The following is a 2,998-nucleotide window of genomic DNA, read 5'->3' as shown; positions in this document are numbered from 1 at the left end:
TTCCTACAGTCCGATCCGATTGGGTTTGTCGATGGCCTAAACACTTATCACTATGTCTCCTCAAATACATTCAACAATATTGATCCGTTAGGTCTTATGGCGGTATCTCATACATCGCAAGCTAAGGGTGAAGACAAGAATAGAAAGTCGGCACTACCACCTATTGCTTACGGTATTGGTGCGCTTGCGGCGTCGATTTCAGATACGTATGGTAGCATTAAGCTTGTTGATCTACCTGAGCATGTGCGGAACAATTATCCGGGTGCTGGCGCCAAAGCGGGCCCCGCCGGAGACAATGATCCTATATGTCTTGCTGCCAAAGAGCGAGTACGTCAAGCGAAGGCATTTAGAGGATCAGTTGGTGGTTCATGCACTGAAAAGGCAGATGCTCTGAATGCTTTGCGGTATAAGGCCGCGAGACAAGAAGCATTCGCGCGACAGTATCGCGATACAGTGTGCCCTATGGATCCGAAAGTGCTCCTGACAAAAGGAGTTACTCCGCTAGGTGAAAAGATGGCAAAGGTAAATGCCTTCGGCCACATGGCTAGATGCCGAGCTATATTGTCGCTATATGGAGTGAAATGATGAGATGTGAGCAGCTTTACGGTACGTTTCACTGGCGAAAACCTGATCTTATGTATCTTCATCCAATGTACGAAGACGACTGTGATGCACTTAAAATTTTGGATAGCTGCGAGCGCAAAGCTATTGCTGAGTGGTCTGTCAAAGACTTTGATGATCATCCTCTGATTTTCGACGTTTTTCCTGCAGAACTTTCCATATATAACTGGGGGTGCTTGCTGACAGCGATGTGTCGTGAGGGTTCGAAAGATTCAATTTCTTTGAGGTACTCTCTCATGAATATTTCCTCTATTAAGTCCCCTGTCCCAGTTCATATTTGGTCTAGATCTAGCTTTCGCCTAACAGGTGAGGAGAAAGTGTGCTCACTTTTGTTTCTCGACACTTTGGACAGCGGTAGTGAATTCGCTGCCGAGCTTTCTGAGGTGCGCGATATTATCGAATATTGTGAGAGCGTTTTCGAAGAATAAATTGATAGGGACCCGCACCCGCTCCCGGACCTGATGCTGAGATCACCGCGTTTGTGTTGGACCAAGAGCATCCCGCGCCGATGGATCCCAGTAATATCGTTTTGGAGTTTACAGGAGGGGATCAAGGCACACTGGCATCGCGCTGGCTATTCTCAGAACAGGTGGATGAACCCCTAGAGGTCGAGAAATACGCGGATGCGTCGCAACCCGGAAGTGGGACCACATATACACTTGTGGGGGATCATCAGGGTTCGATCATCCAAATTGTTAATACTGCAACCGGCAGCCGCGTTGCACAGTACAGTTATGGCGCTTACGGTGCTCGGAGTTTTGACGCCGCCGATCTGGTGCAACCCTACGGCTATACGGGCCGCGAGTATGACGCGGAAAGTGGGCTCTATCACCTACGGTGGCGCGCCTATGATCCGGCAACGGGTACATTTATGCAATTGGACCCTCTGGGTTTCGGTGGCGGTCAGGAAAACCTGTATGCCTATGTTGATAACAACCCGTTCAACGCGACTGACCCAATGGGCTTGTCTGCCTATTTCGACTACAAGGCGACGATAGACGGCCGAAAACAAATGCTTGGTCATGCTACGCGCAATGTATCATCGGGCATGTTCTCGGCTGTTGCCAATATGGTCAGGGCGATGGATCAAGATTGGAATAAGTATGCTGGTAGCCCAAAGAGTGCAGGTTCACTTGGGCCGAGAAAAGGCGGAGGCTGTCATGGAAACAGTGGTCATAATGAAGGTGGTCAGCATATATACGTAATTTACCATCGCTCAACCGGACAAACTGCAAAAGTAGGGATCGGCAAACGGAAAGATTTGATATTGGATGGTGCTCTATCCAAACGCGCAATGCGGCAAATCGGAAAAATGGGCGGCCCTACAAAGTTCGGGCATGTGGTGCTCATGACGATCCCTAGTGGTTTTATGTCAAGAGGTCAGGCACTTATCATGGAAAAGATGATGGTCACTATGCTAGACGGTTTGGGGATGGAAGTGGATGACCGTATTCACAAATCGCCAGTAGCAGATCCTAAATTTTGTCCTTTCCGGAAGGGTTAAGAATGAGTCGAAACCACTTACAGCATTTCATTTTCGAATGGGAGGATTTGGAAATCGCCTCTGTCGATCGACGGCGATCTTCCGAGGAGCAAGCGGTTGTAACGGCGATAGATACCGCCTGTCGTAACACTGTAGTCCTCTCGGCTTATTTTCAGGATGCTTTGCGCAAAGCAAAGATCGAGGTTGGCAGCCCTCCTATTACCTATTGCCGGATGGTCCTGAAAAAAGACCCGAACCCTGAACCATATTATGACCCAGAACCCTTCTTGTATGTGGATATTCCATTTGACCCCCGGGACTTATTGACGCTTCCAGATGATCACGAAAAGATCGGGAAACTATATGTTGAGTGGACAGAACATGCTTTGCATCTGCTAGAGAAAGTTGACAACTTCCCGACCGAGCTCATTCGAGAGGCCCGCGCGAAGTTCCAGGAAAACAACTATTCGTTTCCATTTGTAGCGGGGCAGAAAATGATCCCGGGGACGCGTTTAAAAGGAGGGGTCGGTGTCGTCGTGTCCGCTACGGGAACCGCACGTTATTTGACCGTTCTCCACCGAAATGAGCAGCTATTTCAGCAAAAGATCTCTGAAGTCGATAAGGTCGATTTCCACTTCTCAAACCATTTCTCCGGCTTCGAGCGGAATGGGACCATAGTCACGATCTTGGGGGGCGTCATGGATCCGCTGACTGGCAAAAATGTGGTCCCGTCGATTGATGTCAACCTTGCCGAAAGTCCCGAATTACTAGCGCTGATGACCGAAAAAGGATGGCTTGAAACATCGTGATCGTTTGATCCCGTCGCAGGTAGTATACCAATGCCGTGGACGAATCGGTTGCGTTCGGGGAGTACACGGTCAGCTCGGGCGTCGG

General features: G+C 49.3%; 4 protein-coding genes. All 4 read left to right on the top strand.

Annotated elements, in window-relative coordinates:
• Window positions 1-585 (top strand): RHS repeat domain-containing protein (locus tag FIL88_RS16785; RefSeq protein ID WP_221931178.1); only part of this gene is annotated, 585 nt, incomplete at its 5' end.
• A gap of 65 nt (window positions 586-650) precedes the next feature.
• Window positions 651-1,049 carry a hypothetical protein gene (locus tag FIL88_RS16780; protein ID WP_185961012.1) on the top strand — a complete coding sequence of 133 codons (399 nt, stop codon included), beginning with the start codon at window positions 651-653 and terminating at the stop codon, window positions 1,047-1,049.
• An 80-nt stretch (window positions 1,050-1,129) separates the two neighbouring features.
• Window positions 1,130-2,125, top strand: a complete 996-nt coding sequence (locus tag FIL88_RS16545; RefSeq protein ID WP_142854993.1) for an RHS repeat-associated core domain-containing protein — start codon at window positions 1,130-1,132, stop codon at window positions 2,123-2,125.
• Between the two features lie 2 nt (window positions 2,126-2,127).
• Window positions 2,128-2,913, top strand: coding sequence for a hypothetical protein (locus FIL88_RS16540; protein ID WP_142854992.1), 786 nt, complete (start codon window positions 2,128-2,130; stop codon window positions 2,911-2,913).
• The last annotated feature ends 85 nt before the right edge of the window (window positions 2,914-2,998 follow it).

It is taken from the genome of Aliiroseovarius halocynthiae (assembly GCF_007004645.1).
Taxonomy (GTDB): Bacteria; Pseudomonadota; Alphaproteobacteria; order Rhodobacterales; family Rhodobacteraceae; genus Aliiroseovarius; species Aliiroseovarius halocynthiae.
This window is presented reverse-complemented; position numbering and strand designations above follow the sequence as displayed.

What these genes read in the sequence shown, in the direction of transcription:
- FIL88_RS16545 (WP_142854993.1), top strand. Translation starts at nt 1,130, where the DNA reads ATGGATCCCAGTAATATCGTTTTGGAGTTTACAGGAGGGGATCAAGGC.
- FIL88_RS16540 (WP_142854992.1), top strand. Translation starts at nt 2,128, where the DNA reads ATGAGTCGAAACCACTTACAGCATTTCATTTTCGAATGGGAGGATTTG.
- FIL88_RS16780 (WP_185961012.1), top strand. Translation starts at nt 651, where the DNA reads ATGTACGAAGACGACTGTGATGCACTTAAAATTTTGGATAGCTGCGAG.